This is a genomic window from Streptomyces sp. MAI_2237 (assembly GCF_054189285.1).
This window is the reverse complement of the sequence record NZ_JAJPGQ010000002.1, coordinates 515,877-539,518: the sequence shown is the minus strand read 5'-3', so window position 1 is coordinate 539,518 and position 23,642 is coordinate 515,877. Positions and strand designations below refer to the sequence as shown.

25 protein-coding genes are annotated in these 23,642 nt (G+C 70.9%); 16 read left to right on the top strand and 9 right to left on the bottom strand.

What is annotated here, in order from left to right:
• Positions 1–252: 252 nt before the first annotated feature.
• Both LN251_RS07300 and LN251_RS07295 read right to left on the bottom strand, forming a co-directional pair.
• Positions 253–1,086 (bottom strand): ABC transporter permease, encoded by an 834-nt coding sequence (locus tag LN251_RS07300; RefSeq protein WP_458243666.1) that lies wholly within the window; start codon positions 1,084–1,086, stop codon positions 253–255.
• A complete protein-coding gene (locus LN251_RS07295) occupies positions 1,083–1,997 on the bottom strand; it encodes an ABC transporter ATP-binding protein (RefSeq protein ID WP_458243665.1) in 915 nt (304 codons plus the stop codon). The genes LN251_RS07300 and LN251_RS07295 overlap by 4 nt, the downstream gene beginning before the upstream one ends.
• Before the next feature lie 133 nt (positions 1,998–2,130).
• Between LN251_RS07295 and LN251_RS07290 the strand changes: the two genes are divergently transcribed.
• Together LN251_RS07290 and LN251_RS07285 are read left to right on the top strand one after the other, a co-directional pair.
• Positions 2,131–3,339 carry a sensor histidine kinase gene (locus LN251_RS07290; RefSeq protein WP_458243664.1) on the top strand — a complete coding sequence of 403 codons (1,209 nt, stop codon included), beginning with the start codon at positions 2,131–2,133 and terminating at the stop codon, positions 3,337–3,339.
• On the top strand, positions 3,336–4,007 hold the full coding sequence (locus LN251_RS07285) for a response regulator (RefSeq protein WP_458243663.1): 672 nt from the start codon (positions 3,336–3,338) through the stop codon (positions 4,005–4,007). The genes LN251_RS07290 and LN251_RS07285 overlap by 4 nt, the downstream gene beginning before the upstream one ends.
• 46 nt (positions 4,008–4,053) lie before the next feature.
• Here LN251_RS07285 and LN251_RS07280 read toward each other — a convergent pair whose 3' ends face one another.
• Complete coding sequence (locus LN251_RS07280) at positions 4,054–4,554, bottom strand: GNAT family N-acetyltransferase (protein ID WP_458243662.1); 501 nt, start codon at positions 4,552–4,554, stop codon at positions 4,054–4,056.
• 242 nt (positions 4,555–4,796) lie between these two features.
• Here LN251_RS07280 and LN251_RS07275 point away from each other — a divergent pair, with 242 nt between their 5' ends.
• The 11 genes from LN251_RS07275 (at position 4,797) to LN251_RS07225 (ending at position 14,787) form a co-directional block, all read left to right on the top strand.
• Entirely contained in the window at positions 4,797–5,591 is a 795-nt protein-coding gene (locus LN251_RS07275; protein ID WP_458243661.1) for an SCO2525 family SAM-dependent methyltransferase, read from the top strand.
• A gap of 88 nt (positions 5,592–5,679) precedes the next feature.
• Entirely contained in the window at positions 5,680–7,530 is a 1,851-nt protein-coding gene (locus LN251_RS07270; protein ID WP_458243660.1) for an SCO2524 family protein, read from the top strand.
• A 4-nt stretch (positions 7,531–7,534) separates the two neighbouring features.
• Positions 7,535–8,452: an SCO2523 family variant P-loop protein gene (locus LN251_RS07265; RefSeq protein ID WP_458243659.1), complete on the top strand. Its 918-nt coding sequence runs from the start codon at positions 7,535–7,537 to the stop codon at positions 8,450–8,452.
• Positions 8,449–9,435, top strand: coding sequence for an SCO2522 family protein (locus tag LN251_RS07260; protein WP_458243658.1), 987 nt, complete (start codon positions 8,449–8,451; stop codon positions 9,433–9,435). The genes LN251_RS07265 and LN251_RS07260 overlap by 4 nt, the downstream gene beginning before the upstream one ends.
• 1 nt (position 9,436) lies before the next feature.
• Positions 9,437–10,408, top strand: a complete 972-nt coding sequence (locus tag LN251_RS07255) for an SCO2521 family protein (protein ID WP_458243657.1) — start codon at positions 9,437–9,439, stop codon at positions 10,406–10,408.
• 40 nt (positions 10,409–10,448) lie between these two features.
• Positions 10,449–11,486 (top strand): DUF6879 family protein, encoded by a 1,038-nt coding sequence (locus LN251_RS07250; protein WP_458243656.1) that lies wholly within the window; start codon positions 10,449–10,451, stop codon positions 11,484–11,486.
• A gap of 197 nt (positions 11,487–11,683) precedes the next feature.
• Positions 11,684–11,899, top strand: a complete 216-nt coding sequence (locus LN251_RS07245; RefSeq protein ID WP_458243655.1) for a hypothetical protein — start codon at positions 11,684–11,686, stop codon at positions 11,897–11,899.
• A 20-nt stretch (positions 11,900–11,919) separates the two neighbouring features.
• Positions 11,920–12,549, top strand: coding sequence for a DUF1266 domain-containing protein (locus LN251_RS07240; RefSeq protein WP_458243654.1), 630 nt, complete (start codon positions 11,920–11,922; stop codon positions 12,547–12,549).
• 42 nt (positions 12,550–12,591) lie between these two features.
• Positions 12,592–13,338 (top strand): DNA repair protein RecO, encoded by a 747-nt coding sequence (gene recO / locus LN251_RS07235; RefSeq protein ID WP_458243653.1) that lies wholly within the window; start codon positions 12,592–12,594, stop codon positions 13,336–13,338.
• A 24-nt stretch (positions 13,339–13,362) separates the two neighbouring features.
• On the top strand, positions 13,363–14,214 hold the full coding sequence (locus LN251_RS07230) for an isoprenyl transferase (protein WP_458243652.1): 852 nt from the start codon (positions 13,363–13,365) through the stop codon (positions 14,212–14,214).
• A gap of 36 nt (positions 14,215–14,250) precedes the next feature.
• Positions 14,251–14,787: a YcxB family protein gene (locus tag LN251_RS07225; protein ID WP_458243651.1), complete on the top strand. Its 537-nt coding sequence runs from the start codon at positions 14,251–14,253 to the stop codon at positions 14,785–14,787.
• A gap of 1 nt (position 14,788) precedes the next feature.
• Here LN251_RS07225 and LN251_RS07220 read toward each other — a convergent pair whose 3' ends face one another.
• From LN251_RS07220 to LN251_RS07205, 4 genes are all read right to left on the bottom strand, one after another.
• Entirely contained in the window at positions 14,789–15,205 is a 417-nt protein-coding gene (locus tag LN251_RS07220; protein WP_458243650.1) for a Fur family transcriptional regulator, read from the bottom strand.
• A gap of 70 nt (positions 15,206–15,275) precedes the next feature.
• The gene (locus tag LN251_RS07215; protein ID WP_450437380.1) at positions 15,276–16,178 is read right to left on the bottom strand and encodes a metal ABC transporter permease; all 903 of its coding nucleotides are present in this window, start codon (positions 16,176–16,178) and stop codon (positions 15,276–15,278) included.
• Between the two features lie 10 nt (positions 16,179–16,188).
• A complete protein-coding gene (locus LN251_RS07210; protein WP_458243649.1) occupies positions 16,189–16,965 on the bottom strand; it encodes a metal ABC transporter ATP-binding protein in 777 nt (258 codons plus the stop codon).
• Positions 16,962–17,921: a metal ABC transporter substrate-binding protein gene (locus tag LN251_RS07205; protein WP_458243648.1), complete on the bottom strand. Its 960-nt coding sequence runs from the start codon at positions 17,919–17,921 to the stop codon at positions 16,962–16,964. The genes LN251_RS07210 and LN251_RS07205 overlap by 4 nt, the downstream gene beginning before the upstream one ends.
• 149 nt (positions 17,922–18,070) lie before the next feature.
• Between LN251_RS07205 and LN251_RS07200 the strand changes: the two genes are divergently transcribed.
• Complete coding sequence (locus LN251_RS07200) at positions 18,071–19,453, top strand: glycine--tRNA ligase (RefSeq protein WP_249834871.1); 1,383 nt, start codon at positions 18,071–18,073, stop codon at positions 19,451–19,453.
• A gap of 69 nt (positions 19,454–19,522) precedes the next feature.
• Here the strand turns inward: LN251_RS07200 and LN251_RS07195 are convergent, their stop codons facing one another.
• The gene (locus LN251_RS07195; RefSeq protein ID WP_458243647.1) at positions 19,523–20,569 is read right to left on the bottom strand and encodes a chitinase; all 1,047 of its coding nucleotides are present in this window, start codon (positions 20,567–20,569) and stop codon (positions 19,523–19,525) included.
• A 172-nt stretch (positions 20,570–20,741) separates the two neighbouring features.
• Here LN251_RS07195 and LN251_RS07190 point away from each other — a divergent pair, with 172 nt between their 5' ends.
• Both LN251_RS07190 and LN251_RS07185 read left to right on the top strand, forming a co-directional pair.
• Complete coding sequence (locus LN251_RS07190; protein WP_458243646.1) at positions 20,742–21,752, top strand: aldo/keto reductase; 1,011 nt, start codon at positions 20,742–20,744, stop codon at positions 21,750–21,752.
• Between the two features lie 25 nt (positions 21,753–21,777).
• Positions 21,778–22,389 (top strand): TetR family transcriptional regulator, encoded by a 612-nt coding sequence (locus tag LN251_RS07185; RefSeq protein ID WP_458243645.1) that lies wholly within the window; start codon positions 21,778–21,780, stop codon positions 22,387–22,389.
• A gap of 47 nt (positions 22,390–22,436) precedes the next feature.
• Here LN251_RS07185 and LN251_RS07180 read toward each other — a convergent pair whose 3' ends face one another.
• Positions 22,437–23,591 (bottom strand): serine hydrolase domain-containing protein, encoded by a 1,155-nt coding sequence (locus LN251_RS07180; RefSeq protein ID WP_458243644.1) that lies wholly within the window; start codon positions 23,589–23,591, stop codon positions 22,437–22,439.
• Positions 23,592–23,642: the final 51 nt, after the last annotated feature.

Below are 23,642 nucleotides of genomic sequence, written 5' to 3'. Positions count from 1 at the left end.
CGTGGACCATCGGCGGACGGCGGCGCGCGGCCGTCCTCGCCACAGTGGGGGCATGGACAAGACGAAGGGCATCAGCCGGGCCCGGTTCCTCGCGGCGGCGGCGGCCGTCACGGTCACCGCCGCGAGTCGCCCTGCCGCGGCCGGAGGACACCACGGCCTGCGCCACCGCGGCGTCGTCTACACCGCCCGCGTCCCATCCGGTCAACGCCCCAGTGCTCAGGGGGGTTTGCCTCGGCACCGCCCGCGGGTTCCTCAGACGTCCCGCCGGTCCACGACCACCACCGCCAGCACCGCCGCGACCCCCGCCCACACCGCGAACACCACCCAGGAGCCGCCCACGGTCGTGGGGTACCTGCGGGCGATCGTGAAGGGATGGGTGCCGTACCCGACGTCCACCAGCCGGACCCAGGCGTTGAAGGGCAGGGCGTTCTTGACGCACGCCGTCCAGTGATAGCGCTCGGTGACGAAGGACGGCAGGAGCAGCAGCACGACCGTGGTCAGCACCATCGTCGTCGCGCTGTGCCGGACCACCGCCCCCACCCCCATCCCCACCAGGGCGCTCACCGGCGCCAGCAGCGCCGAGGCGGCGACCACCCGCCAGGCGCCGGGGTGGCCGATCGGCACGCCCTGGCCGCGGCCGTCGAGGATCGCCTGCGTGACCGCGTAGGAGGCGCCCGCGACGACGGCGCCGTACACCGTCATCACCGCCGTCACCACGGCCACCTTGGCCGTCATCAGTGCCCGCCGGTCGGGCACGGCGGTGAACGTCGTACGGATCAGGCCCGTCGCGTACTCACCGACGACCGCGATCGCGCCGATGCTCGCCGCCGCCAGCACCAGCATCAGCGCGGCACCCTGGGTGAAGGCGTCCCGCAGCGCCCAGTACACGAAGTCGCGGTGGATCGGCTCGTTGTAGTGCGGATAGTTGGTGTAGTCGGCGCGGGCCGCGTTCGCGTTGAAGGCGACCAGCGCCAGCGCGCTGGAGCCGAGGGCCCAGTAAGTGGAGCGCAGCGAACGGAGTTTGATCCACTCGGCGGCCAGCAGGTCGGTGAAGCGGGCGGGCGGAACGGCGAGGGCGGTCGTCATCGGGTCTCTCCTGCCGCGTACTCGACGCTGTCGGCGGTCAGTTCCATGAAGGCCGTCTCCAGCGAGGCGGACTGTGTCGTCAACTCCCACAGCAGAAGCCGGTGTTCGTAGGCCAGCTCGCCCACCCGGACGGCTCCGGCCCCCTGCACCTTCAGGGTGTCGTCGCCGTGCCGCTCCACCACCGCGCCCTCCTTCGCCAGTACGGCGGCCAGGGCGCCCGAGTCCGGCGACCGCACCGTCACGGTCGGCGCCGTCCCGCGTGCGGCGAACGCGGCCAGGGACTCGGCGGCGATCAGCTTTCCCCGGCCGATGACGACGATCTCGTCGGCGGTGTGCTCCATCTCGGACATCAGGTGACTGGAGACGAACACGGTCCGCCCCTCGTGGGCGAGCCGCCGGAACAGCCCCCGCACCCACAGCACGCCCTCCGGGTCGAGCCCGTTGAGCGGTTCGTCGAACATCAGCACCGGCGGGTCGCCGAGCAGCGCGGCCGCGATGCCGAGCCGCTGCCTCATCCCCAGGGAGTAGGTGCCGATGCGGCGCCCGGCCGCCGCCCCGGTCAGGCCGACCTCCGCGAGCACCTCCTCCACCCGCCGCCGCGGGATGCGGTTGCCGCGGGCGAGTGCGTGCAGATGCGCCCGCGCGCTGCGGCCGCCGTGCACGTCGTGCGCGTCGAGGAGGACGCCGACGTGGCGCAGCCCGCGCGGGTGGTCGCGGAAGACATGGCCGCCGATCGTGGCGGTGCCCGCGGTCGGCTCGACGAGCCCCAGCAGCATTCGCAGCGTCGTGGTCTTGCCCGCGCCGTTCGGGCCGAGGAAGCCGGTGACATGGCCGGGGCGGACGGTGAAGGACAGTTCTCGTACGGCGGTCGTGGGGCCGTAGCGCTTGGTGAGCTGCTCGACTTCGATCATGGGACCACGGTCCCGCGGACGGCGGGCGCCGGGCATCGGGCGGGAGCCGACACTCCTGGCGGCGGCCTGTCGACCCCGGTTGTACGTCCACGGGCCGATGACCGGCCCCCGCGCCCCGCCCTACGATCGCGTCATGCCCGCAGCCCCGCCTCCGCCGCCCCTGGTCAAACGCGTCTCACCGGCCGCGTGGACCGCGCTCGTGTGGTGCGCGAGCACGCTGTTCACCCTGCTGACGACCTTCCGGCTGCCCGGCGAGACGGAGCCCTGGCAGTGGCCGGCGGCCCAGCTCTACCGCTGGGACGGGCTGACGTTCCTGGCCCTGTCGACCGCGCTGGCCGTCCAGGGCGGCCGGCTGCTGCACCGCAGGCCGTTGCTCGCCGTCACCCTGACGATCCTCGCCGGGATCTTCGAGACGTCCACCCTGGGCGTCGGCGAGCTGCCGATGGCGCAGTACCTCACCACCATGGTGGCGCTGTACTTCGTCGCGGCCGCCCATCCGCGGCGCACCGGGCTCGTCGCGCTGGCCATGGCGGTCGGCACCCTGATCCTCTACCTCGCCGTACGGATACTGCGCGGCTGGGCCGCCGGCACCTCCGCCGAACTGGCCGTCGCCCTGGTCACCGTGATCGCCTGGCTGCTGGGCAACTCCGCGCACGAGTCCCGCGCGCACGCCCGGCGCCTCGGCGCCGAGCAGGCCGCCCAGGCGGTCACCGCCGAACGCCTGCGCATCGCACGGGAGATGCACGACACGGTCGCCCACAGCATCGGCATCATCGCCCTGCAGGCGGGCGCGGCCGCCCGGGTGGCGACCGCGCACCCCGAGGCCGCCCTGACGGCGATGCGGGCAGTGGAGAACGAGGGCCGCCGGACGCTCGCCGGACTGCGCCGGATGCTGGTCGCCCTGCGGGCCGCCGACCCCGGAACGGACCCGGACACCGTCCCGGCGGGCCTGGCGGGCCTGGCGGACGTGGAGCGACTGGCGGCCACGACGACCGCGGCGGGCGTCCGGGTGGAGGTGTGCCGGCTGGGCGAGCCCTGCCCGCTGCCGCCCGACATCGACCTGTCGGCGTTCCGGATCATCCAGGAGTCGGTCACCAACGTCGTACGGCACGCCGGCACCCGCGCGTGCCGGGTCACCGTCGACTTCCGCGACGAGCGGGAACTCGCCGTGGAGATCACCGACGACGGCCTGGGCCGGGGCAGTTCGACCGACACCGGCTTCGGCCTGGTCGGCATGCGCGAGCGAGTCGCCCTGCTGCACGGCGAGTTCACGGCCGCGCCACGCGCCGAGGGCGGCTTCCGCGTGGCCGCCCGGCTCCCGTTGCCGGCGGGTGTGCGATGACGGCGCAGGCGTCCGCACCGCCCGTCCGGGTCCTCCTGGTCGACGACCAGGAACTCATCCGGACCGCGCTGAGCATGGTCATGGCCGACCTGGCGGACGTGGAGGTCGTCGGCGAGGCGGCCACCGGGGAGGAGGCGGTCGGCCTGGCCGGTGAACTCGCCCCGGACGTCGTGGTGATGGACGTCCGCATGCCGGGCATGGACGGCATCGAGGCCACCCGCCGCATCACCGGCACGCAGGGCGACGTACGCGTGGTCGTCCTGACGACCTTCGACGACGACGCCTACGTGTACGGCGCCCTGCGCGCCGGCGCGTCCGGCTTCCTCGTCAAGGACATGGCCCTCGACGACATCATCGGCGCGGTCCGGGTGGTGGCGGCGGGCGACGCGCTGATCGCCCCGAGCGTGACCCGCCGCCTGATCCACGACTTCGCCGCCCGGCCCGAACAGCGCGGTCACCGACGCGAGTTGACGGGCATCACCGACCGCGAACGCGAGGTCCTCGTCCTCGTCGGCAGCGGGCTGTCCAACGCGGAGATAGCCGCCGAGCTGTGCATCAGCGTCGCCACCGCGAAGACGTACCTGACCCGGCTCCTGGCCAAGCTGGACGCCCGGGACCGGGTGCAGCTGGTGATCCTGGCGTACGAGGCGGGACTGGTCTCCCCCTGACACGCGACCGCCCCGGGTCGCGAACCCCCGCCTCACGGACCCCCGTTCACAACCCCAGCATCATGATCAGCCGGTCCTCCCCGGGCCCGAAGTAGTGCTTGTGGACGCCTCCCTCGACGTCGAAGCCGAGCGAGCGGTACAGCGTGATCGCGGCAGCGTTGGTCGGTTCGACCGTCAGCCGGACCTGGTGGACGCCCTCGGCGCGCAGCCGGCGCAGCACCTCCAGCATCAGCCGGCGGCCCAGCCCGCGCCCGCGCAGGTCGTGGGTGATGGCGAGGCTCTTGATCCAGTTCACATAGCCGTCGGAGGTGGTGACGAACAGGACGTAGCCGTGCAGGCTCTCGCCGTCGTCGAGGACGAGGAAGCGGTCGGCGTGGACGTCGTAGGCCTGGCGCAGTTCGAAGTAGTGGTACGGCTCCTCGGGGAAGGCTTCCCGGTCCAGGCGGTGGAGCTCGGGAAGGTCGGCCTCGACGACGCCTCTGAGCGTCAGCGGCCGGTCCGCCCGGCCGACCATGGAAGGTAAACGTTTCTCTGGAAGAGCCGTCATGCCGCCCCCCTGCGGGATGGGAGTCAAGGGTGGGTTGACACCCGTACGGGTGGTACGGGCGAGACGCCTGTCTGTCCGTCTTTCCGGAGTGTTCGGCGGAGTTCCGACCATCTTGAGCGGGACAATCCGGCCGTTCAAGGCCGGATCAGGTCGCATGAATGCATTCGCCACCATGCGCCCCCGGTGCGCCCCGCGTCACCGAAGGACATGACGGTAATTCCCAGGACTGGTACCGTGGTCAAATGACCTTGAGATCGTCGGGGGATGTCCAGGTGCAGAATGCCGACGCGCCCTGGGATTCATTCGACCCGATCGCCTACGTTGATCACAACTACCGCGACTTACAGGCAGAGGACGCGGAGATCCTGAATATTCTTCGGGAACATTTCGGCGGTCATTTCCGGAAGCAGGGCCTCGGGCCGGTATACGGCATCGACGTGGGCGCCGGTGCCAATCTTTATCCCGCGTTCTCCATGATGCCCTGGGCCGACGAGGTCACCCTCTTCGAGCGCTCCCCGGGCAACGTGCGGTATCTCGAGAGTCAGACCGACTCCTACGACGCCGGCTGGGACCCGTTCTGGGACGCCCTGTGCGAGCACGAGGCGTACGCTCGCGCGGACTTCGAGCCCCGCGAGCGGTTCCGTAAGGTCGCCAAGGTCGAGCAGGGCAGCATCTTCGACCTGGAGCGCTTCGGGGCGCGCTGGTCGGTCGGGACCATGTTCTTCGTCGCCGAGTCGATGACCGCCGACCCCCGGGAGTTCGCCCTGGGCGTCGCGCGCTTCATGGGCGCCCTCGCCCCCGGCGCCCCCTTCGCCGCCGCCTTCATGGAGCACTCGCAGGGCTACCACGTCGGCGATCATTTCTTCCCGGCCTGCGACGTGGGGGAAACCGAGGTCCGGCGCAGCCTCGCACCATTCGCCGGGCACTTCGAGGTGCAGCGGTTGAAGGCCGAGCCAGGTGTGCGGGACGGATATTCGGGAATGATCCTGGCTCACGGCTGGCGAAAGAATACGGACGCGGAAATTCCGGCCGTCTGATCAGTGGTTCTTCGACACTGCGGATCTTCACAACAGAAGAGGGACATTCCTCAAGTGACGGCAGTGCGGTCTGTGTGAGGGGCATGGGATGCAGATCAAGCCACGCCAGCATCTGCTGGACATCTGGCAGGCCATCGGCCGCCACTCCTTCGAACAGGGGCAGTGGGCCTGGGGCGACTGGGGCGGGAAGAGCAGCGTGGCCGACGCGGAGCGGCTGCTCTGCCTGCTGTACCCGGCCACCGAGATCCCGGAGTTCCGGCTGGACGACCCCGACACCACGCAGCCGGACGTCCACCAGGCCCTCAGGCGCGGCGGCGGCCGGCTCGACCTCCCGGCCAACCTGGTCAGGGCCGCCTCCGAGTTCATGCGCACGCACACCGGCGAGGACAAGAGGCCCACGTTCGCCGGGGGTTACTACTTCGGCTCCGGGGACAAGTCCCAGGAGCTCACCGAGGAACAGCGCCGGCTCGACGTCGTCGACTCGTTCTCCATGTCGATCACCCTCTGCCTGGCCACCCTCGGCTTCCTGAAGGTCTACGAGACCAGGACCAGACGCACCGACATCCAGGAGACCATCGCCGAACTGCGCGCGGCCACCGGCAACCGGCTCACCGCCGCCATGGTGGGCCTGCTGCGCTCCTTCACCGTCAACGCCTTCGACACCGACTCCGACCAGGGCCGCAACCTCACCGAACTCCTCGGCCAGGGACGGCTGTCGCAGCGTCAGGTGCTGACCATGTACCAGACCCGCTTCCGGGCCCTGCGCGCCGCGATCGTCGAGAGCCTGTCCCTCGGCATCGACGTCAAGGAGGGCCTGAAGGACGAGAACCAGTACTTCGAGTGCGGCTGGGCGTGGAGCCTCGTCAAGGACGCGCCCGAGGTCGACACCGACGAGCCCATCGGGCCGCAGCCCCAGGGCGTGGCCCGCGCGGTGCCGTACCTGTACTTCACCGTGGTCGCCCTCGACGGCATCCAGGACCTGTTCTCCGAGCGCACCCTCACCCTGGGCCTGCTCAACGCCGAGCAGCAGAAGCTCGCCGAGGCGCTCCGGCTGCGCTGGGAGCTGACCCAGCAGTACTGGTCCGGCATCGCCCGCTTCGACCCCGACCGCTGGCCGCTGGAGGACATTCCCTGGCGTACGACGGGACAGGAACTGGAGTCCGAGTACTTCTCCCTCTCCGTCGCCGCGATCCTCGTCCACGACCTGATGCGGCGCCGGGCCACCGACGACGACCTCGCCCGCACCGTCACCGTCATGGAGCGCCTCGCCGAACGCGGCCGCATCACCAGCCGGATGACACGCGACGACCCCAAGGTCTTCGAACTGCACAACGCGGGCGTCAAACTGCCCCTGCAGGGCGGCGAACAACTCGGCGCCCCCATGACCTGGTCCCTGCACGACTTCTCGGCGCAGCTGCTGAAGCGCACCATCCAGCTGCGCACCCTCTCGCGCAACCTCGCCTCGCACGACCGGCTGCTCAGCCTCGCCGAGGACGCCTTCGGCCACATGTGGCGGCGCCGCATCCGGGAGGGCGAGGGCACCGGCCTGTGGGACAACGTCCACGCCGCCTACCCCGGCGCGGAGATCGTCACCCGCCATGTGCCGGTGTCCTGGAACATCACCGAGCGCGTCGCCGAGGTGATGGTGCAGGTCCACGAGATGTACCGGCAGCCTCCCGTCCGCAGCGCCGAACTGACCGAGCTGGCCGGGGCGTTGCTCAGCGAGGCCGCCCACCTGCTGGGCAACGAACAGATGGAGGCCGCCCCCTCCGACGACGGACGGCACGGGATGCAACTGCGGAACATCGAGGTCAAGCTGCGCCGCGCCCGCGACCTGCTCGACCAACGCCCGGGCACTGCCTACGCGTTGGCGCTCGACGTGCTCGGCCAGCTCGACGCGCTCACCCGGGCCCGCGAGGCCGCGGTCCAGGGACGGTGACCGCGTGCTGATCTTCGCCGCCTCCGACAAGGGAGGCACCGGTCGCTCCGTCACCAGCGCCAACCTCGCCTACCACCGGGCGCTGGCCGGTGACGACGTCTGCTACCTGGACTTCGACTTCGGCTCGCCCACCGCCTCCGCAGTCTTCGACGTCGCCGACGCCCGCCTCGCCCTGGAGGGCGGCGGTCTGCACTCCTACCTAGGCGGCCAGGTCGTCGAGCCGGAGCGCCTGGACGTCTGGGCCGTCACCGAGCACCAGGTGCTGCGCGACCCGCCGCCCGGCTGCGGCCGTCTAGTCCTGATGCCCGGCGACGTCGGCGGCGGCGAGTTCGCCACCACCGGCGACCACGTGCGGCTCTGCGCCGACCTGCTGATGAAACTGTCGTACGAGTTCGACCTGGTCTTCGTGGACCTGAGCGCCGGCCGCTCCTACGCCGTCGACATGGTCCTGGAGGCCACCGCGCGGCCGGAGATGAGCCAGGTCACCGCCCGCTGGCTGGTCTTCCACCGCTGGACCCGCCAGCATGTGGCGGCCGCCGCGAGCCTGGTCCTCGGCGAGCGCGGCATCGTCGCGGCGGGGGTCGACCGCGGCCACGACGAGGAGGAGCTGCGCGGCGCCATCCGCTTCGTGCGGGCCGCCGTACCCGACCCCGAGTCGCCGCTGTGGTCCCAGGTCTCGCCCACCCAGTCGGCGTGGCTGCGCAAGGCCGACGCCGACCTCAAGCAGCTCGCCTCCGCGCACGGCATCGGCTACAGCCAGGTCCTCGGCTCCGTCCCCCTCGAACCGGTCCTGCAGTGGCGCGAGCAGCTCATCACCGACGAGGACGTGCTCGACAGCCAGATCGCCAACATGGAGACATGGCAGGCGCTCAGCCGGCTGGCCGCCCGGCTCACCGACGACAAGCACTGGGAGCAGGCGTGAGCGAGGCCGTCTTCCGGGAGACCACGGCGCAGCCCCGCACCCGGTCCGTGCAACTGTCCCACCTCTCCCTGGAGTTGGGGCATCTCTACATGGAGGACTTCGAGGCCGGCCCGGAGCGGCTGCGCGCACACTTCGCCGAGGTGCGGCTGTGGGTGGAGGCCGTCCGCGCCTCCGCCGCCCGCCGCACCGGCGGCAAGCGGCCCCGCATCAGCACCTGCTTCCTCATCGACGACTACTTCACCCGCTTCTCCACCCCCGCCGAACTGCTCCCCCTGGTGCTGGAGGAGGCCGAGAAGGCGGGCCTGGCCATCGACTACCTGGCCCGTGAGTCGGGCTGCGCGGTCGCCGACCGCATCGAGATCGCCGAGTCCGTCGCGCACCGCCTGGTCGAGTCGCCGCCGCCGGGCAGCAACGGCTCCCGCCCACCCGTGGGCCAGACCGGCTGGCTCGCCAACGGCAGGCGCACGCCCGGCACCGAGCGGGCCGCCCTGGGCGAGGTCAGGGGCTGGCAGCCGCCGGAGGAGACCGCGGCCCGCAACCACTCCGTGTTCATGGACGTCGAGCTGTGGTCCGAGCAGGACGGCCGGCGGCTGTGGTCCTGCCCCTTCCTGGCCGCCGTCTGGCAGCTGGCCCGGCTCGGGCTGTTACGCCACCTCGGCGAGCCGGTGCTCGTCCCGCGCCCCTGGGACGGCGCGGAGTTCCCGCACGACTGGGACCGGCTGCCGCCCCTGCTCCAGCTCGACCCGCGGGCCGCCGCCTTCAGCGCCTACCGCACCTGCACCCTGCTGCCCAACCGCTTCCTCGCCGTCGAGGACGCCGTGCGGCTCATCCTCGACCAGACCCAGGTCGACGCCGAAGCCCTGCGACAGGTCACCGCCCGCTCGAAGGGCGAAGGCCTCGAGGTACCGGACGCCGTCGCCCAGCGGGCCACGTACATCTTCTACGAGGACCCGGCCACCGGCCCGTCCTCCGGCGGGCGCTGACATGACGCGGCGTCCCGGACAGCCCGCGCGCCCCGCTCTCGTCTGCGGGGAGGTGCGCACCTGTCTGCTGCCGTCCTTCCAGCCACTGGACGGCCGGGCCGCCGCCGGGCTGCTCAGACTGCGCGCCGACGAACACGTCCGGATCTCCGAACGCCCCAACCTGTACGCCCTTTCACCCGAGACGCTGACCGGAGTGGACTGCCGGCTGCCCACCGCCGACGGCAGCAAGGTCCGCGCCGTCGGCACGGTGGCCGCCCGCGCGGCGCTCACCGAGGGCCGGCTGCTGCAGGCCACCGCCTGGTTCAGCGCCCCGGCCACGGGTCCCGACACCCGCCGTCCCTGGGGGCACTACCTGGTACGGCCCGGTGTCGTCGAGCCGTTCGGCAGGCTGCCCGAACAGGCCACCGCGCAGGGCGTGCTGCGGGGCCCCGGCCGCGGGGAGCTGGACCTCGGGGCGGTCGCCGAGGCGCTGCTGGCACGGCTGCTGCGCCACCCGCTGCTGGACCGCAAGGTCCCCTTCAAGTCCCGCCGCACGCACCTGCGGTGGATCGCCCGCCGGGTCCCCGAGGGGGAGCGGGCGGAACTGACCCGGTTCACGCTGGCCGAGGACGGCCTGCGGACCGTGGAACTGAGGCTGCCGCAGGACACACCGGCCGTCGCGGCCGCCGGGCTGTGCGAGGACCTCGCGCTGCACGACTGGCTTCTGACGACCGTGGTGCACATGCTGGAGAGCGGCCGGTTCGCCGCGGCGGACGGCCCCGCGGCGGTCCAGGCCCTGCGCCCGGCCGTCGACCATCTGCTGCATCTGTGGATGCCGCACGCGCGGGTGGAGCGTTCACTGGTCCACCTGTGGGAAGCACTGGAGCGGGAACCGGGGTTCACCCGCCAGTGGCAGAACCTGGTCCAGCGCATCCGGGACCAACTGGCCGTCCAGGCGATCCGGTTGCCGCACCAGGCACTGAGCACCAACTGAGTGAGGACGGCACCAACCACTTACCCGACGGGGGAGACACGTGAGCGGAGCGTCGTTAGGGACAGGGGACAACGGGGCGGTACTGCCGCGGCAGGGCATCCCCAAGCTGTTCTGGAAGATCCTCATCACCGCGTCGGCGGCGGGCGGTGCCTTCCTGCTGACCGTGCTGCTGAACGGGGACGACAACAACATCTGGCAATGGGTCGCGTCCATCGTCCTGGGCAGCGCGACCCTGATCGTGCAGTACCTCGTGGACTTCGGTGAGCGCCTCGAGGTGGTCGAGAACAGCCAGCGCCGGCACATCGACGACATGAAGCAGAGCCTGGCCAACCACCACGCGGAGATGCGGACGGCGGTCGACCAGAGCTTCGCCAAGATCAACGAGGCGACCGAGCTGTTCAGCAAGGTCGACGGCTCGGTGCTCCGCTCCGAGGAGGTGACCCGGCTGGTCAAGGCGTACACACAGGTCGGCGACGAGGCGCCGGGCATCGTCAAGAGTTTCGCGGAGGAGGAGCTGAAGCGTCTCGCCGAACTGATGGAGGACCTCATCAGCGGCCGGGCGGACTCCTCTTTCGAGAACCACGAATGGCTGATCGACCTCGCCCTGTGCGTCAAGAAGACGCTTTACGCCACCAGTACGACCGTCGACCGGGATTTCTGGTCCAGCGAGCCCGCGAAACGCTATCTGATCGCCCAGGAGAAGGCCATCAAGACCCGCGGCGTGGAGGTCCGGCGGCTGTTTCTCGTGGACGAGCCGGACGAGGTCACCGACGTCCTGCGGCAGATCTGCCAGCGCCAGCGCAGGTACGGCATCGACGCGCGGATCGGCGTGCAGTCCCAGCTCGACCCGGGCGGCACGGTGATGGACTTCATCATCTTCGACGGCGAACTCTGCTACGAAACCCGGCCGGACCACCATGTCAGGCCCGACATGACGATGCTGAGGATGAAGCGGGAACACGTCGAGGACCGCATCAGCCAGTTCGACGAGCTGTGGGCGGCGACCGAGCCGGAACCCGAGCCCCAACCGGACGCCGGCAGGACCGCGCCCCGCCGGCTGCGCAGGGTCGCCGAATGAAATAATCCGAATACCACAAACTCTTCGCTGCGCCGTGGTCGCAGTTCACATACTCCTGCCGAGTGTAGGGGCCGCAGGTCTCCGGGTTACGGAAAAGCGTGAAACCCAGAAAGAAAGGGGAGCACGCTGTGAGGCGCAATCCATGCGCCGCCGCCGGAATTGTGAACTGTTTTTATTACGGTCGTTAAGGAGAGGAAATGAAGCCTCCCGTCGGAACTCATGTCGTGGACACCGGCACCGGAAGAATCGGCATCGTCATGGGCCACGAAGGGCCGTACGTCCAACTCAGACCGTACGGCGGGGGGCGGGAGTGGGACGCCGAGCCCGGGGCGCTGCGGGCGGCCACCCGCGCCGAGCGGCTCGGCGCGGCCACGGCCCGGGCCGACGCCCGCACCGGCGGTGAGGTTCCCTGACGTGAGTAGGGTGCGGGGCCATGGGTCTGTGGAACATACGGAGATGGACGAAGCCGAAGCCGCGTACAGGCAGGCGGTTCCCCACCCCGCTCACCGCGCACCAGCTGTGGATGGTGTCGCTGAGCGCCCCGGTGAGCCGTGACCACGACGCCTCCCGCACCACCCTCTACCCCTTCACCCGCATCGACGACGACAGCGCCCGGAGCTGGCTGGCCGAGCAGTGGGAGATCACCTCGCGCGCGGAACTCGTCGACCGGCTCGACGACCTGTCCCGCAGCGGCTACCGGGCGCGCGCCCAGCGGCTGCTCGGCGTCGCGCCCCTCGCCTGGGACGCCGCGCTGTACGCCGACATCACCCGGCGCGGCTTCGCCGCCGGACTGATCACCGAGGCCGACGCCTGGACCGCGCTGAAGAACATCGTGCCGTCGGTGGTCTCGGTGTACGGCTCCTGGCGGGAGTACGCCGACCACTACCTGCTGGGCCGCAAGGTGTGGCGGGACGGGCTGGAGGCCGCCCAGGACCCCTCCCCGCCCGCCCCGCAGGCCGTCGCCGACGCGCACCTGCGCGCCCTGCTGGACCCGGCGAACCGCGCCAGCCCCTGGAACCTGGCCCCCTGGGACGCGATCAGTCGCCCCGACCGCGCACGCTGACCCGCCGGCGTACGGGAGAATGGACTCCATGAGGGGCACGCGATGAGTCTTTTCCGGGACGACGGCATCGTCCTGCGCACCCAGAAACTGGGCGAGGCGGACCGGATCATCACGCTGCTCACGCGCGGGCACGGGCGGGTGCGGGCCGTGGCCCGGGGAGTGCGGCGCACCAAGTCCAAGTTCGGCGCCCGCCTCGAACCCTTCTCTCACGTCGACGTCCAGTTCTTCGCCCGGGGCAGCGAACTGGTGGGGCGCAGCCTGCCGCTGTGCACGCAGAGCGAGACCATCGCCCCGTACGGCGGGGGGATCGTCACCGACTACGCCCGCTACACCGCCGGCACCGCCATGCTCGAGACCGCCGAGCGGTTCACCGACCACGAGGGCGAGCCGGCGGTGCAGCAGTATCTGCTGCTCGTCGGCGCCCTGCGCACCCTGGCCCGCGGCGAGCACGCCCCGCACCTCGTGCTGGACGCCTTCCTGCTGCGCTCCCTCGCCGTCAACGGCTACGCCCCCAGCTTCAGCGACTGCGCCAAGTGCGGGATGCCCGGCCCGAACCGTTTCTTCTCCGTCGCCTCCGGCGGCGCGGTCTGCGTGGACTGCCGGGTGCCCGGCAGCGTCGTACCCTCCCCGCAGACCCTGGAGCTCCTCGCCGCGCTGCTTACGGGAGACTGGGAGACCGCGGACGCGTGCGAGCCGCGGCACGTGCGGGAGGGGAGCGGGCTGGTGTCCGCCTATCTGCACTGGCACATGGAACGCGGACTGCGTTCGCTTCGTTACGTAGAGAAGTAAGCGGTAAGAGGAGACGAGAAGCACATGGTCGTACGCGGGATCCTGGGAAACCGGCGCCGCGAGTACAAGGCGCCCGAGCCGCACCCGTCCGGCGCCCGCGCGCCGAAGCTCCCGGGCGAGCTGGTCCCGAACCATGTGGCCATCGTCATGGACGGCAACGGCCGCTGGGCGAAGGAGCGCGGGCTGCCCCGCACGGAGGGCCACAAGGTCGGCGCCGAGCGGGTGGTCGACGTCCTGCAGGGCGCGATCGAGATGGGCGTCGGCAGCATCTCCCTGTACGCCTTCTCCACCGAGAACTGGAAGCGCTCGCCCGACGAGGTCCGCTTCCTGATGAACTTCAACCGTGACTTCATCCGCAAGAGCCGTGACACGCTCGACCAACTCGGCGTGCGCGTGCGGTGGGTGGGCCGGATGCCCAAGCTGTGGAAGTCGGTCGCCAAGGAGCTCCAGATCGCCCAGGAGCAGACCAAGGACAACGACCGCCTCACCCTGTACTTCTGCATGAACTACGGCGGCCGGGCCGAGATCGCCGACGCCGCGCAGGCCATGGCCGAGGACGTGAAGGCCGGCCGGCTCGACCCGTCGAAGGTCAACGAGAAGACCCTCGCCAAGTACCTGTACTACCCGGACATGCCGGACGTGGATCTGTTCCTGCGCCCGAGCGGCGAGCAGCGCACCTCCAACTACCTGATCTGGCAGAGCGCTTACGCCGAGATGGTCTTCCAGGACGTGCTGTGGCCGGACTTCGACCGCCGCGACCTGTGGCGGGCCTGCGTCGAGTTCGCCTCCCGCGACCGCCGCTTCGGCGGCGCCGTCCCGAACGAGCAACTGATCGCCATGGAGGCCGCGATGCGAGGCAACGACCCCACCGAGTAACCACCCGGCCGGAAACCGCCGCTACGATCCCGCCTCATGGTCATGAACATGGGGCGGGATGCCGAGCAGGGCACGGTCGAGCTGACGTATCAGCCGGTCGTGGGGGATTTCATGGGGGCGCTGAAGGAGCGCAACCGGCTCAGGAAGCGGGGCTGGCTGCGGTCCTGGGCCGTCGGCCTGCTGGCGTTCGCCTTCGTGATGAACGCCGCGCTCTCCGTGGCCGGGCGGGACAAACCCGACTGGTTTCTGCTGATCTGGCTGCCCCTGGCGCTGGTCCTGCTGCTCCTCACGCCCCGTCTCCAGGCCCGCGCGTTCCTCAAGCTCGCCGTGCGCAACGGCACCTACCGCGCCACGGTGACGGACGCCGGGCTGACGGTGGCCACCGACAACAGCACGACGTCGGTCAACTGGGCCGCGCAGCCCCGCTATCGCGAGACCGGGGCCGCCTTCTACACCTACAGCGACGACAAGAACGCCAGCTGTTTCACCGTGCTGCCCAAGCGGGGCCTGAGCGGTCCCGCGGACGCGGACCGGCTGCGCGCGATCCTCGACCGCCACCTGACCCGCGTCTGAGTCAGTTCCCGGCGGCGGCGCACTCCGCGCAGGTTCCGAAGATCTCCACGGTGTGGGCCACGTTCACGTAGCCGTGTTCGGCGGCGATCGCCTCCGCCCACTTCTCCACCGCCGGGCCCTCGACCTCGACGGCCTTGCCGCACATCCGGCACACCAGGTGGTGGTGGTGCTCGCCGGAGGAGCATCGGCGGTAGACGGACTCGCCCTCGGAGGTGCGCAGGACGTCGACCTCGCCGGCGTCGGCGAGGGACTGCAGGGTGCGGTAGACGGTGGTCAGACCGACCGAGTCGCCCTTGTGCTTGAGCATGTCGTGCAGCTCCTGCGCGCTGCGGAACTCGTCGACCTCGTCGAGGGCCGCCGCCACGGCGGCACGCTGCCGGGTGGCGCGGCCCTTCACGGGCGGTCCAGCGGTCGTCACCGGGTCCTCCTTCTACGGCTCGCGTCCACGACGCCTGCCGGGCCATTGTGCCAGCCCGGACCGGGCGCGGTCAGACGCCGACGTCGCCGACGGCCTCCCGGGCGGCCGGGATGGCGCACTCGGCGGGCTCCCCGACGGGCCGCGCGGCCGCCGCGGCCCGGGCCCGCCGCCGGGCCAGGGGAGTGGCGAGCGCGGTCAGCACCAGGAAGGCCGCGATGGTCAGCAGCACGATCGTCGCGCCGGGCGGCACGTCCTGGTAGTAGGAGGTGACCGTGCCGCCGATGGTCACGCTCACCCCGATCGCCACGGCGATCGCGAAGGTCGCCGCGAAGCTGCGGCTGAGCTGCTGGGCGGCGGCCACCGGCACCACCATCAGCGCGCTCACCAGCAGCAGGCCCACCACCCGCATCGCGACCGTCACGGTGACCGCCGCCGTGACGGCGGTCAGCAGGTTCAGCGCGCGCACGGGCAGGCCCGTCACCCGCGCGAACTCCTCGTCCTGGCTGACCGCGAACAGCTGGCGGCGCAGGCCGAGCGTGACCAGCACGACGAAGCCGGCCAGCAGGCAGATCGCCGTCACGTCCGACGGCGAGACCGTCGACAGCGAGCCGAAGAGGTACGAGGTCAGGTTGGCGTTGGAGCCGCCGGGCGCGAGGTTGATGAACATCACGCCGCCGGCCATGCCGCCGTAGAAGAGCATCGCGAGGGCGATGTCGCCGCGGGTGCGGCCGTACCAGCGGATCAGCTCCATCAGGACCGCGCCGAGCACGGAGACGAGCGTCGCCATCCACACCGGGGACGCCGAGAGCAGGAAGCCGAGGCCGACGCCCGTCATCGCCACATGGCCGATGCCGTCGCCCATCAGGGCCTGGCGGCGCTGGACGAGGTAGATGCCGATCGCGGGGGCGGTGACGCCGACGAGGACGGCGGCGAGCAGGGCCCGCTGCATGAAGGCGTAGTCGAGGAAGTCCATCACAGATCCTTCAGCCCAGCAGTCCCGTGCGCAGCGGCCCGGGCTCGTGCGGGTGGACGTGGTCGTGGCCGGGCAGGGCGTGCTGGCCGACCGCCTCGGGGGGCGGGCCGTCGTGCAGGACGCAGCCGTCGCGCAGGACGACCGCGCGGTCGATCAGCGGTTCCAGGGGCCCGAGTTCGTGCAGGACGAGCAGGACGGTCGTACCGGCCGCGACCTGCTCGCGCAGGGTCCGCGCCAGCACCTCCTGGCTGGCCAGGTCCACGCCCGCCATCGGCTCGTCCATGATCAGCAGTTCCGGTTCGGCGGCGAGCGCGCGGGCGATCAGGACGCGCTGGTGCTGGCCGCCGGACAGGGCGTTCACGGACTCCTTCGCCCGGTCCGCCATGCCGACCAGCTCCAGGGCCCCGCGCACGGCCGCGTGGTCGGCCTTGCGCAGCACGCCGAAGCGGGTCCGGGACAGCCGGCCGGAGGAGACGATCTCGGTGACCGTGGCGGGGACGCCGCCGGCGGCCGTCGTGCGCTGCGGGACGTAGCCCACCCGCGCCCAGTCCCGGAACCGCCCGCGCTCGGTGCCGAACAGCTCGATCCTCCCGGCGCTCGCCGGCACCTGGCCGATGATCGTGCGGATGGCCGTGGACTTGCCGGAGCCGTTGGCGCCGAGTAGCGCGACGACCTCACCGCGTGCCACGCTGAGGTCGATCCCGCGCAGGACGGGGCGCGAGCCCAGGTCGGCGCGGACGCCGCGCAGGGACACGGCGGGCTCGGTCGTACCGTCCTGCGCTGTCATTTCTCTCCCAGAGCGCTCTGCAGGGCCTTGAGGTTGGCCTCCTGGACGGAGAAGTAGTCGGTGCCGCGGGACTTGGACGTGATGCCCTCGATCGGGTCCAGCACATCCGTCCTCAGCCCGGCGTCGGAGGCGATGGTCTTCGCGGTCTTGTCGCTGACGAGCGTCTCGTAGAAGACGGTGGTGACGCCGTCGGCCTTCGCCATCGTCTCCAGCTGCCGCACCCGCGCCGCGCTGGGCTCGGACTCGGGGTCGAGGCCGTTGATGGCCTCCTCGGTCAGGCCGTAGCGCTCGGCGAGGTAGCCGAAGGCGGCGTGGGTGGTGATGAAGACCTTGGACTTGGTGTGCGCGAGGCCGTCCTGGAACCGCGTGTCGAGGGCGTGCAGCTTCTCCACCAGCGTCGCCGTGTTCTTGCGGTAGTCGGCCGCGTGCTTCGGGTCCGCCTTCTGGAAGGCCTTGCCGACGCCCTCGGCGACCTGGGCGTAGCGCACCGGGTCGAGCCAGATGTGCGGGTCGAGGCCGGAGAGTTCGTCGTTCTTGGAGCCGTCGTGGGAGGCCGCGTGGCCGCCGACCTCGTTGCCGTGCTTCTCCAGCGAGGTGAGGGAGGCGGCGTCGATCTTGGTCTTCACCTCGGACTGGGCGACCGCGTCGTCGACGGAGGGCTGGAGGTTCTTCAGGTAGAGCACCGCGTCGGAGTCCTGGAGCTGCGCGGTCTGCCGGGCGCTGATCTCCAGGTCGTGCGGCTCCTGGCCGGGCTGGGTCAGGCTCGTGACGTGCACATGGGTGCCGCCGATCCGCTCGGCGAGGAAGGCCATCGGGTAGAACGACGCGACGACGTCGAACTTCCCGGTGCCGGCGGCCGCCGCGCTGTCGCCGGAGCAGGCGGTGAGCGTGCCGAGGCCGAGTGCGGTGACGGCCGCCACGGCCACCGCGGGTATGTGCTGTCGTCGTACGTTCATGACAGTCATTTTCATCAAACATGGAAACCGTTGTCAATAAACGATCCGACGGGCACCGATTTGATTGAGGGGCAGTCCCCGCCGGTACGCTGAAGCATTCGCTGGAAGCATCTCGCTTCGTCGCCCGTCGTCGTAATGAAGAGAGCACCGTGGCCGCCGACAAGATCGACACCATCGTCAGCCTGAGCAAGCGCCGTGGCTTCGTATTCCCCTGCAGTGAGATCTACGGCGGCCAGCGTGCCGCCTGGGACTACGGGCCGCTGGGTGTCGAGTTCAAGGAGAACATCAAGCGCCAGTGGTGGCGCTACATGGTGACGTCGCGCGAGGACGTGGTCGGCATCGACTCGTCCGTGATCCTGGCCCCCGAGGTCTGGGTGGCCTCCGGTCACGTCGCCACCTTCACGGACCCGCTGACCGAGTGCACCTCCTGCCACAAGCGGTTCCGCGCGGACCACCTGGAGGAGGCCTACGAGGCCAAGCATCACCGCCTCCCGGAGAACGGCCTGGCGGACGTGAACTGCCCGAACTGCGGCAACAAGGGCCAGTTCACCGAGCCCAAGCAGTTCTCGGGTCTGCTCTCCACGCACCTCGGCCCCACCCAGGACAGCGGCTCGATCGCCTACCTGCGTCCCGAGACCGCCCAGGGCATCTTCACCAACTTCGCCCAGGTGCAGACCACTTCGCGCCGCAAGCCGCCCTTCGGCATCGCGCAGATGGGCAAGTCCTTCCGCAACGAGATCACGCCCGGCAACTTCATCTTCCGCACCCGCGAGTTCGAGCAGATGGAGATGGAGTTCTTCGTCAAGCCGGGCGAGGACGAGAAGTGGCAGGAGTACTGGATGGAGCAGCGCTGGAGCTGGTACACCGGCCTCGGCCTGCGCGAGGAGAACATGCGGTGGTACGAGCACCCGAAGGAGAAGCTCTCCCACTACTCCAAGCGCACCGCTGACATCGAGTACCGCTTCCAGTTCGGCGGCAACGAGTGGGGCGAGCTGGAGGGCGTCGCCAACCGCACCGACTACGACCTGAACGCCCACGGCAAGGCCTCCGGCCAGGACCTCTCCTACTTCGACCAGGAGGCCGGCGAGCGCTGGACGCCGTACGTCATCGAGCCCGCGGCCGGTGTCGGCCGTACGCTGCTGGCCTTCCTCCTCGACGCCTACGTCGAGGACGAGGCGCCGAACGCCAAGGGCAAGATGGAGAAGCGCACGGTCCTGCGGCTCGACCACCGCCTGGCCCCGGTCAAGGTCGCCGTGCTCCCGCTGTCCCGCAACCCGGAGCTGTCGCCCAAGGCCAAGGGCCTCGCCCAGGCGCTGCGGCAGAACTGGAACATCGAGTTCGACGACGCCGGCGCCATCGGCCGCCGCTACCGCCGCCAGGACGAGATCGGCACGCCGTACTGCGTGACCGTCGACTTCGACACGCTGGACGACAACGCGGTGACGGTGCGCGAGCGCGACACCATGAAGCAGGAGCGGGTCTCGCTGGACCAGATCGAGGGATACCTGGCGGGCCGCCTGCTGGGCTGCTGACGTCCGCCGCGGTACCGCGCACGCGCCGGACGGGGCCGAGGAGACTCGGCCCCGTCCGGCGTTCGTGTGTCAACGCCCTTGCAGGGCCCTCACGTTGTCGCCGAACGTCCAGTTCTTCGAGCCGTCCCAGTTGACCGACCAGGTCATCAGGCCCTTGAGGGAGGTGCCGTAGTGCTTCCAGGCCTGGGAGACGAGGGACGGTGACAGGTAGCCGCCGCCGGCGCCCGGCTGGGCGGGCAGGCCGGGGACCTGCCGGTCGTAGGGCACCCTGATCGTCGTGCCCTGCACGACCAGGCCCTTGTCCAGGCAGTCCGTCTGCGCCGTGAAGCCCTGCACCGTGCCCGCCTGGTAGGAGTCGCCCGAGCAGCCGTACATGCTGCCGTTGTAGTACTGCATGTTCAGCCACCACAGGCGGCCGTTGTCGGCGTACTTCTTGATGATCGGCAGGTACGCGCCCCAGATCGAGCCGTAGGTGACGCTCCCGCCGGTGACGTAGGCCGTCTCCGGGGCCATGGTCAGCCCGAAGCCCGCCGGCATCTGCCCCAGGACTCCGTCGATGATGCGGATCAAGTTGGCCTGGGACGTGGAGAGTTGCGTGATGGTCCCGCTGTCGACCAGGCCCGTCTCGATGTCTATGTCGATGCCGTCGAAGTTGTACTTCTTCAGGATGGGCACGATCGTCGCCACGAACCTGTCCGCCACGGCGGTCGAGCTCAGGTCGATGCCGGCCGCCGCGCCTCCGATCGACAGCAGGACGGTCTGGCCGGAGGCCTTCGCCGCGCACATCTCGGCGGGCGTGGCCACCTTCACACCGGCGTCCATGCCGTCCTCCCACAGGGCCGTTCCGTCCGAACGGATCACCGGGAAGGCCGCGTTGATCACGTTGTATCCGTGAGCGGCGATGCGGGAGTCGGTGATCGGGGTCCAGCCGAACGGCGGGTGGACGCCGTTGGCGGAGCCGTCCCAGTTCTCCCAGTAGCCCTGCAGGACCTTGCCGGACGGCCGCGGTTTCGGCGCGCAGGTGTCGGCGGCGGAGGCGGTCGGGGCCGCCGGGAGCTGGGTGAGGCAGGCCGTCGCCAGCGCGGCGGCGAGCAGGGACAGGGCGCGGCGGAGCATACGGGCCTCCCGGTGGGGGTGCGGTGAGGTGTCGTAGCCATGACAGTGAACTGGTCCAGACCTGGCGTCAATGGGTCTGGACCAATTCGTGCCGCAGGTCGATGAAGCGAGTGCTGACATATATGGACTGACAGATATTGAAATCTGTCATCCGTCATGTCAGGGTGGTGGCATGACGATGCGAACCCGAACCCTCGGCACCACCGGCCCCCAGGTCTCCGCTCTCGGCCTCGGCTGCATGGGCATGTCCGGCATGTACGGCGACACGGACCGCGCAGAGTCCATCGCCACCCTCCACGCCGCCCTGGAGGCCGGCGTCACCCTGCTCGACACCGGCGACTTCTACGGCATGGGCCACAACGAACTCCTGATCGCCGAGGCCCTGCGCACCGCCCCGGCCGCCCTCCGGGACAACGCCCTGGCCAGCGTGAAGTTCGGCGCCCACCGCGCCCCGGACGGCGAATGGCTCGGCTACGACGCCCGCCCCGCCGCCGTGAAGACCTGGGCCGCGTACTCCCTCCAGCGCCTCGGCGTCGACCACATCGACGTCTACCGCCCCGCCCGGCTCGACCCGGACGTGCCGATCGAGGAGACCGTCGGCGCCATCGCGGAACTGGTCGAGAAGGGGTACGTCCGTCACATCGGACTCAGCGAGGTCGGCGCGGAGACCATCCGCCGAGCCGCCGCCACCGCCCCGATCGCCGACCTCCAGATCGAGTACGCGCTCATCTCCCGCGGACCCGAGCGGGAGATCCTGCCCACCCTGCGCGAGCTCGGCATCTCCGTCACCGCCTACGGAGTGCTTTCCCGCGGCCTGATCTCCGGCCATGTCACGCCCGGCCAGGGGTTCGCCCCGAACGACTTCCGCGCCCACACCCCCCGCTTCCAGGGCGACAACCTCCAGCACAACCTCGGCCTGGTCGAGTCCCTGCGCAAGATCGCCGAGCAGAAGGGCGTCTCCGTCGCCCAGCTCGCCATCGCCTGGGTGCTCTCGCGGGGCGACGACATCGTGCCGCTGATCGGCGCCCGCACCCGCGAGCGGCTCGGCGAGGCTCTGGGCGCCCTGGACGTGACCCTGGACGCCGACGACCTCGCCGCCGTCGAGGCGGCCGTACCGGCCGACGCGGCCGCCGGCGAACGGTACGCGCCCGCGCAGATGGCCATGCTCGACAGCGAACGCTGATCGCGGTGCCGGGTACCGTCTAGCCATGCCCCCGACCAGCGAGACCCTGACCGCCGAGCGCATCCTCGCCGCCACCGAGGAGGTGCTGCGCCGCCACGGCCCGGCCAAGGCCACCGTGGTCGACGTGGCCCGCGCGCTCGGCGTCAGCCACGGCAGCGTCTACCGGCACTTCCGCACCAAGGCCGCCCTGCGCGAGGCGGTGACGAAGAGGTGGCTCGACCGGACGACCGAGGTCCTCGCCGGAATCGCCGCCGACGCCGGACGGGACCCGCGGCTGCGGGTGCGCGAGTGGCTCGCGGCCCTCTTCGCCGCCAAGCGCCAGAAGGCCGGCGGCGACCCCGAGCTGTTCGCCACGTACTCCGTGCTGACGGACGGCGCGGGCGAGGTGGTGGGCGCCCACATCACCGAACTGACCGACCAGCTCACCGAGATCGTCCGCGCCGGGACGGAAGCCGGCACCTTCACGGTCACCGACCCCGCGACCGCCGCCCGCGCCCTCTTCCAGGCCACCGCCCGCTTCCACGACCCCGGCTATGCCAAGGAGTGGGAACAGCCCGGCGTGGAGGAGGAGTTCGAGGCGGTGGTGGATTTGCTGGTGCGGGGACTGTCCGCGGAGGGCCGCGCGGCGGAGTGCTGATGTCGATGACGGCGTCCTCGGGGAGGCCGTCGAGGCAGCCGTCGCTCTCAGCCGCCGGCCACGTACCGCCAGAAGTCCCTCATCACCGGGGTCGGCGTCGGGTCGGCCATGCCCGCCTGGGTCAGCAGGATCGCCACCGTTCCCGTGGGCGGGACGATGTGGGCCGTGGTGCCGGTGCCGCCGACCCAGCCGTAGCGGCCGGGCACGTTCCAGGGGTCGGACGGGGTGACGTCGACCTGGCCGCCGTAGCCCCAGCCCTGGCCCTCCAGGAAGAGCGTGGCGCGCTCGCGCTGGTCGGCCGTGAGGTGGTTGGTGGTCATACGGCTGACGGAGGTCGGGCTCAGCAGACGGCGGCCGTCCGGGGCGGTGCCGCCGTTCAGCAGGAGACGGGCGAAGGCCAGCCAGTCGTCGGCCGTGGAGACCAGGCCGCCGCCGCCCGAGTGGAAGCGCGGGACCCGGGCGAACTCGCCGTCCGGGGTGTCCGACAACCGCGGGGAGCCGTCCGGGCCGGGCGCGTAGGCCGAGGTGAAGCGGTGCCGCTTCGACGGCGGGACCTCGAACGACGTGTCGCTCATGCCCAGCGGCGTAAGGAGCCGCTCGCCCAGGAAGTCGGGGAGCGTACGGCCCGACGCACGCGCCACCAGGATGCCCTGCAGGTCGGAGGAGGTGCCGTACAGCCACGCCTCGCCCGGCTGGTACAGCATCGGCACCCGCGCGAGCAGCCCCAGCCAGGTGTCCGCGTCCGGCCAGTCCTGCAGGGCGCGGCCGTCCTTCTGCACCGTGAACAGCGATTGCACCGCCGGGAGCGAGAAGTCGGAGGGGAAGCCCCAGCCGGTGCGCGAGCTGAGCAGGTCCTCGACCGTGATCGGGCGGGCGGCCGGGACCACGTCGTCCACGGGGCCCGACGGCGTCCGCACCACCACCGGCTTCGACAGCTCCGGAAGCCACTCCTCCACCGGCGCGTCCAGGGCGAGCACGCCCTCCTCCACCAGCATCAGCACGGCCGCCGCCGTGATCGGCTTGGTGAGTGAGGCGATACGGAAGATCGAGTCACGGGCCATCGGCGCGCTCGCCCCGGTGTCCACCGAGCCGACGGCCACCACCTCGACGTCGTCGCCGCGCGCCACCAGGGCCACGGCGCCGGGCACCGTGCCGTCCTCGACATGGCGCCGCAACACGGCCTTCAGTTCGCTCTCGGTCATCTCCGGCCTTCCGGTGCGCGGTGCGTGCGGTCGGTTCTACGACTCCTGCCG